The following is a 5,765-nucleotide window of genomic DNA, read 5'->3' as shown; positions in this document are numbered from 1 at the left end:
GGAAGAGTTGCACTTGATGGTGCTAGTTTAACTGTTACACATTTAGATAATACAACTTTTTCTGTATCAATCATTCCTCATACACAGAAAAATATTACTTTAGGTTTAAAACAAAAAGGGGATTCTATAAATGTAGAAACTGATCTTATAGGAAAACATTTAGAAAAATTACTTAACTATAAAAATGATAATATTAAAAAATCCAATATAACAACAAATTTTTTATCTGAAAATGGATTTTTTTAAAATTACAGGAGGCTTAATAAAATGCTTAATAAAATAGAAGATGCTATTAAAGATCTACAAAATGGTAAACTTATTGTTGTTGTTGATGACGAGGATAGAGAAAATGAAGGAGATCTAGTTGGAATTGGGGAAATCATCTCAAAAGAAAATATTAACTTCATGATCACTCATGCTAAAGGTTTACTTTGTGTTCCTATAGAAGAGGATAGAGCTTGTGAGCTAGGTCTTAATCCTATGGTTTTTAACAATAGCGATTGTTATCATACTGCCTTTACTGTTTCTGTTGATTCTACAATTGGTACTACTACCGGTATCTCTGTTGGAGATAGATTTAATACTATTAGAGATTTAGCTACTAATGCAACCTCTCCAAAAGATTTTAGAAGACCAGGTCATATTTTTCCTTTAATAGCTAAAAAGGGTGGAGTTATAGAACGTAACGGTCATACTGAGGCTTCTGTAGATCTAGCTAAAATGGCTGGTTTTAGTGGATGTGGTGTTATTTGTGAAATAATAAAAGAGGATGGAGATATGGCGAGACTTCCTGATCTTTTAGAATTTTGCCAAAAATATGATCTTAAAATTATCTCAATTAAGGATCTAATTGAATATAAAAAAGCAAATGAATTACAAACAAAATATGAATGTGAAGCTCCTTTACCTACAAAACATGGGCTTTTTAAAATGATAGGTTTTTCAAATACAATTGACTTTAAAGAACATATTGCTTTAGTTTATGGTGATATAACAGAAAAAAATAATGTTTTAGTTAGAGTCCATTCTGAATGTCTTACTGGAGATGCATTTTCATCTTTAAAATGTGATTGTGGCAGTCAACTTGATAAAGCCTTAGAAGCCATTGTTGAAAATGGTTCTGGTGTCCTTTTATATATGAGACAAGAGGGAAGAGGTATTGGACTTCTAAACAAAATAAGAGCTTACGACCTCCAAAATCAAGGTAAAGACACTGTTGAAGCTAACACACTTCTTGGTTTTGATCCTGACCTTCGTGATTTTGCTGTTGCTGCTCAAATGTTAAAACTTTTAAATATTAAAAGTATCAATCTTATGACTAATAATCCAAAAAAAATTAATGATTTAAAAAAATATGGTATAAATATAAATGATAGAATACAAATTGAATTTCCAAGCAACTCATGTAACTCTTTTTATCTAAAAACAAAAAAAGAAAAAATGAATCATTTATTAAAAATAAATTAAAAAAAGTCACAGCATAAAACTGTGACTTTTTTTAATCTTTTAAATCTTTAAGTACCATTATATAGTAATCTATTTTTTTATTTAAACTTCTTTTTTTATACTTTGATAACTCTTTATCACTTGTAACTTTTCTCTTAAGACTTATAAATTTATTTTCTAATACATTTCTTTCATTTTCTTTAAAAGATTCCGAAACTAATCTATCAAATCTTTTTTCTAAAGAATTATACTCTCCTTTTATTCCGAGAGAAATACAGCCTGTAAATAATACAATGAAAAATAAAAAAAATAACTTTTTCATTTATTTCTCCTTTTTCATTTCATCATTAAAATATATTAAAAAATTATAAATATCTTTTGAAATATATTCCCAAGTATGAAGCTCATTTTCATAAATTGTACCTTTAAAATTTAATTTATACTTTTTAGCTCTTCCAACCACATCAAGCCACTGTTGCAACATTAAATAAGGTTTTTTATCTTCTGACCCAACACTTAAATAAAATTTCTTTCCAATATATTTTTCAGAATCTGTCATTTTTATAATACTATACGGATCGTTTTTTAAAAGTTTATATCCCCAAGGGCTAAAAACTTTTACGAAATGATTTCTATCCACATCATTAAATAAAAAACTAGGTACATATAAATATCTAAAAATTCTCATAACCCTTCTATTTATACTCATTCTAATTAAGCTTATTGCCCCAGAAAAACTAGCTACAACATCATAGGAATCTAAATTTTTAAGGCCAATTTTTAAAGCTCCATATCCACCCATTGAAAATCCACCTATTCCTCTTTTCGAATTAGGGTATTCTTTTTTCAATAAGTTTGTTAAATCTTTAGAAAAAAACTCTTCATATTGATGGTTTTTGTCTTTAAAAAAATTACTATACCAACTTTCACCCTTAAATCCAGAATTAGGAAGAATAAATATAATATCACCTATTCTTCCATCCTTTCTCAAAGTTAAATAATTTTCTCTTAATTTAGCCTTATAAATCCAATCATCAGCACAATCTCTTATTCCATGAAGTAGCGTCAAACAAAGAGGTTCTTCTCCATTTAAGTGTCTTGGTCTCAAAACAAGATATCTCATCTTTTCATCTACATATTTACTATTAAGAAACTTCTCTTCTAATATTAGCTCCTCATCCATTTCTTCACTCGAAAATTTAATATATTGAGATTGTGATTCTGGTATATATTCAACTTCTGGAAACTTTTCTACCCTTCTTAATTTTCTTTCAAGTTTAGAATTATATGGGTAAGTTATAATATAAAACAATATTCCTAAAATAATGAGAGTAACTAATATTTTTAAAATCATCAAGCTCTCCTATCTCTTCTTAAAATTCAGCGTTATTTGGAGTTCTTGGGAACGGAATTACGTCTCTTATATTTGTTATTCCAGTTACATACATTAACATTCTTTCAAATCCTAAACCATAACCTGAATGAGGGAAACTTCCAAATCTTCTTAAATCTAAATAGAATCCATAATCCTCTTTTTCAAGTCCTACTTCTTCCATTCTTCTTTCAAGAATTTCTATATCATCTTCTCTTTGTGATCCACCAATGATCTCTCCAATTCCTGGAGCTAATAAATCCATTGCTCTAACTGTTTTTTCATCTTTACTTAATTTCATATAGAATGCTTTTATCTCTTTTGGATAGTCAGTTACAAACACTGGTCTTTTAAAATGCTCTTCTGCTAAGAATCTTTCATGTTCAGTTTGTAAATCTATTCCCCATGATACTGGATAATCAAATTTCTTACCTGAATTTAATAAAATTTCAATAGCTTCTGTATATGTTACTTTTCCAAATTCATTATTTAAAACATTATTTAATTTATCAAACAATCCTTTTTCAATAAATTGATTAAAGAATGCCATCTCTTCAGGACACTCATCCATAACATATTTCACTATAAATTTAATCATATCTTCTGCTAATTCCATATTTCCTTCTAAATCAGCAAAAGCTATTTCTGGCTCTACCATCCAGAATTCTGCAGCATGTCTTGACGTATTTGACTCTTCAGCTCTAAAAGTAGGTCCAAAAGTATATATATTTCTAAATGCAGAACAATAAGTTTCACCATTTAATTGTCCACTTACAGTTAAATTAGTTTCTTTACCAAAGAAATCTTTAGTTACATCAACTTTTCCTTCAGGAGTTTTTGGAACATCATTTAAATCAAGAGTTGTTATTCTAAACATCTCTCCAGCACCTTCACAATCTGATCCAGTTATAATTGGAGTATTCGTATATACAAACCCATTTTCTTGGAAGAATTTGTGTATTGCATATGCCAGTACTGATCTTACTCTAAATACTGCTGAGAATGTATTTGTTCTTGGTCTTAAATGTGCTATTGTTCTTAAATATTCAAAAGATTGTCTTTTATTTTGTAAAGGATAATCTAAATCTGCCTTTTGGAATATTTCAACACTTGTTGCATGAATTTCAAAAGTTTGTCCTGCACCTTGAGATTCTACAACTGTTCCTTTAACTATAATTGATGATGATATTGATAATCTTGAAATTTCATCAAAATTCTCTAAATTTGTATCAAAAACAATTTGAACTCCTTTGAAAAAACTTCCATCATTTATTTCTATAAATCCAAAATTCTTTTGTGATCTTATTTTTCTTACCCATCCTGATAATTCTACTTCCTTGTTTAGGTATTTTTCTGTTTCTCTATATAGAGATTTTACTACTGCCTTCATTGATTACCCCCTACACTATTTTATTTTCGTCTACAATTTCAATTGAATCTAATTTTTGTTTTACTTGTGCTTTAAATTGCTCAAGATACATCTGTCTATATTTAGCTCTATCAGCTTGTTCTTCTGAGTTTAACTCTCTTTCACGAGCCTCCTTAGCATAATAGTTAACTTTTTCGATAATGTCTTTCATTTCCATTATTAATCCTCCAAACTATCATCATAGTCTTTTTAAAAACTTTTATGACAATTATACCGTTTATTTAGGCTTTTGTCAATTTGCTAGTATTTTTAAAAAGATTTATTTATTATATTATTTTAATAGAAAAATTGCTATAATAAATTTAAAATATTTTATAAGGAGTTTTAAATTTATGAATTTTTACGAACCTATACCTAAAGAAAATTTTTCTGCTGAATTTAATATTCCTGGTTCTAAATCAATTACAAATCGTGCATTAATACTTTCTGCCTTTTCTGGAAAGAGTATTTTATTAAAAAATATTTTATTAAGTGACGATACTAAATACATGATCAATGCTTTAAAAGAACTTGGAAATAAAATCATAGTTGATGAAAATAAAAAAACTATATCTATTACTGGAAATAAAAATCCGACATTTAATAACATTGATTTATTCATTGGAAATGCTGGTACTGCTATGAGATTTCTTGCATCATATTTAGCCACTGGCTATGGTACTGCTACTCTCATTGGAAATGAACGTATGAATGAGAGACCTATCAAAGATTTAGTTCAGTCTTTAACACAATTAGGAGTTAGAGTAACTTATTTAAATGAAAGTGGTTATCCACCTATTAAGTTACAATGTCAAGGTGTTTCTTGTGAATGTGTAAAAATTGACGGAAGTAAAAGTAGCCAATATATATCATCAATTCTCATGGCTGCTCCTAATTTTAAAAATAAAATATCAATTGAATTAGTTGGTAAAATCGTTTCAAAACCATATATTGATATGACACTTAATATGATTAAAAATTTTGGTGGAGAATACCTATTTAAAGGTAATAAAATTACAATTACTCCAAAGGAATATAACATTAAAGAGTATATAGTTGAAGGAGATATGTCTTCTGCATCTTATTTTTTAGCACTTGCTCTTATTGCTAATTCTAAAATCACTTTAAATAACTTTGCTAAAAATAGCATTCAAGGAGATTCTAAATTTTTAAATGTCCTCCAGTCTATGGGATTATCCATAGTAAATCAAGAAAAAAATAAAATCACAATTAAAGGTGTTAAAAAATATAATGGTCTTGATATTAGTATGAATGATATTCCTGATGTTGCCCAAACTTTAGCAGCAGTGGCAATATTTGCTGATTCTCCTACTTATATTCACGATGTTGAAAATATGAGAATTAAAGAAACCGATAGAATTTCTGCTTTAAAAAATGAACTTGAAAAATTAAATGTTACTTTTATTGAATATGAAGATGGTTTTAAAATTATTCCTAAACCTCTACATGAATATATAGGAGCATCTCTTAATACCTATGATGATCATAGAATGGCTATGTCTCTTGCTTTAACTGGTT

The 5,765-nt window shown here is 27.9% G+C and carries 6 protein-coding genes and 1 pseudogene; 3 read left to right on the top strand and 4 right to left on the bottom strand.

The features are described 5' to 3' along the window. Positions 1 to 246 (top strand): annotated as a pseudogene (locus tag Q0V09_RS06915) (riboflavin synthase); the annotation flags it as partial. Positions 247 to 267: 21 nt separating this feature from the next. Continuing rightward, positions 268 to 1,467 carry a bifunctional 3,4-dihydroxy-2-butanone-4-phosphate synthase/GTP cyclohydrolase II gene (locus Q0V09_RS06910; RefSeq protein WP_297407504.1) on the top strand — a complete coding sequence of 400 codons (1,200 nt, stop codon included), beginning with the start codon at positions 268 to 270 and terminating at the stop codon, positions 1,465 to 1,467. Positions 1,468 to 1,498: 31 nt separating this feature from the next. Here the strand turns inward: Q0V09_RS06910 and Q0V09_RS06905 are convergent, their stop codons facing one another. Genes Q0V09_RS06905 through Q0V09_RS06890 form a run of 4 tightly spaced genes read right to left on the bottom strand, consistent with a single transcriptional unit; the run spans position 1,499 to position 4,404 of the window. After that, positions 1,499 to 1,768, bottom strand: a complete 270-nt coding sequence (locus tag Q0V09_RS06905; protein ID WP_297407506.1) for a hypothetical protein — start codon at positions 1,766 to 1,768, stop codon at positions 1,499 to 1,501. Then, entirely contained in the window at positions 1,769 to 2,800 is a 1,032-nt protein-coding gene (locus Q0V09_RS06900) for an alpha/beta hydrolase-fold protein (protein ID WP_297487882.1), read from the bottom strand. Between the two features lie 19 nt (positions 2,801 to 2,819). Continuing rightward, the gene (gene asnS, locus Q0V09_RS06895) at positions 2,820 to 4,208 is read right to left on the bottom strand and encodes an asparagine--tRNA ligase (RefSeq protein ID WP_297406790.1); all 1,389 of its coding nucleotides are present in this window, start codon (positions 4,206 to 4,208) and stop codon (positions 2,820 to 2,822) included. 10 nt (positions 4,209 to 4,218) lie between these two features. Next, a complete protein-coding gene (locus tag Q0V09_RS06890; protein WP_297406791.1) occupies positions 4,219 to 4,404 on the bottom strand; it encodes a DUF896 domain-containing protein in 186 nt (61 codons plus the stop codon). Between the two features lie 175 nt (positions 4,405 to 4,579). Between Q0V09_RS06890 and aroA the strand changes: the two genes are divergently transcribed. After that, positions 4,580 to 5,765 (top strand): 3-phosphoshikimate 1-carboxyvinyltransferase (gene aroA, locus Q0V09_RS06885; RefSeq protein ID WP_297487880.1); only part of this gene is annotated, 1,186 nt, incomplete at its 3' end.

The sequence above is a fragment of the uncultured Cetobacterium sp. genome (assembly GCF_947039425.1).
GTDB lineage: Bacteria > Fusobacteriota > Fusobacteriia > Fusobacteriales > Fusobacteriaceae > Cetobacterium_A.
Note: the sequence above shows the minus strand (reverse complement) of the source record. Positions and strands in the feature narration are given on the sequence as shown.

Excerpts from the sequence above, each read along its gene's own strand:
- Q0V09_RS06910 (WP_297407504.1), top strand. The coding sequence starts at position 268 with ATGCTTAATAAAATAGAAGATGCTATTAAAGATCTACAAAATGGTAAA.
- Q0V09_RS06905 (WP_297407506.1), bottom strand. The coding sequence starts at position 1,768 with ATGAAAAAGTTATTTTTTTTATTTTTCATTGTATTATTTACAGGCTGT.
- Q0V09_RS06900 (WP_297487882.1), bottom strand. The coding sequence starts at position 2,800 with ATGATTTTAAAAATATTAGTTACTCTCATTATTTTAGGAATATTGTTT.
- asnS (WP_297406790.1), bottom strand. The coding sequence starts at position 4,208 with ATGAAGGCAGTAGTAAAATCTCTATATAGAGAAACAGAAAAATACCTA.
- Q0V09_RS06890 (WP_297406791.1), bottom strand. The coding sequence starts at position 4,404 with ATGGAAATGAAAGACATTATCGAAAAAGTTAACTATTATGCTAAGGAG.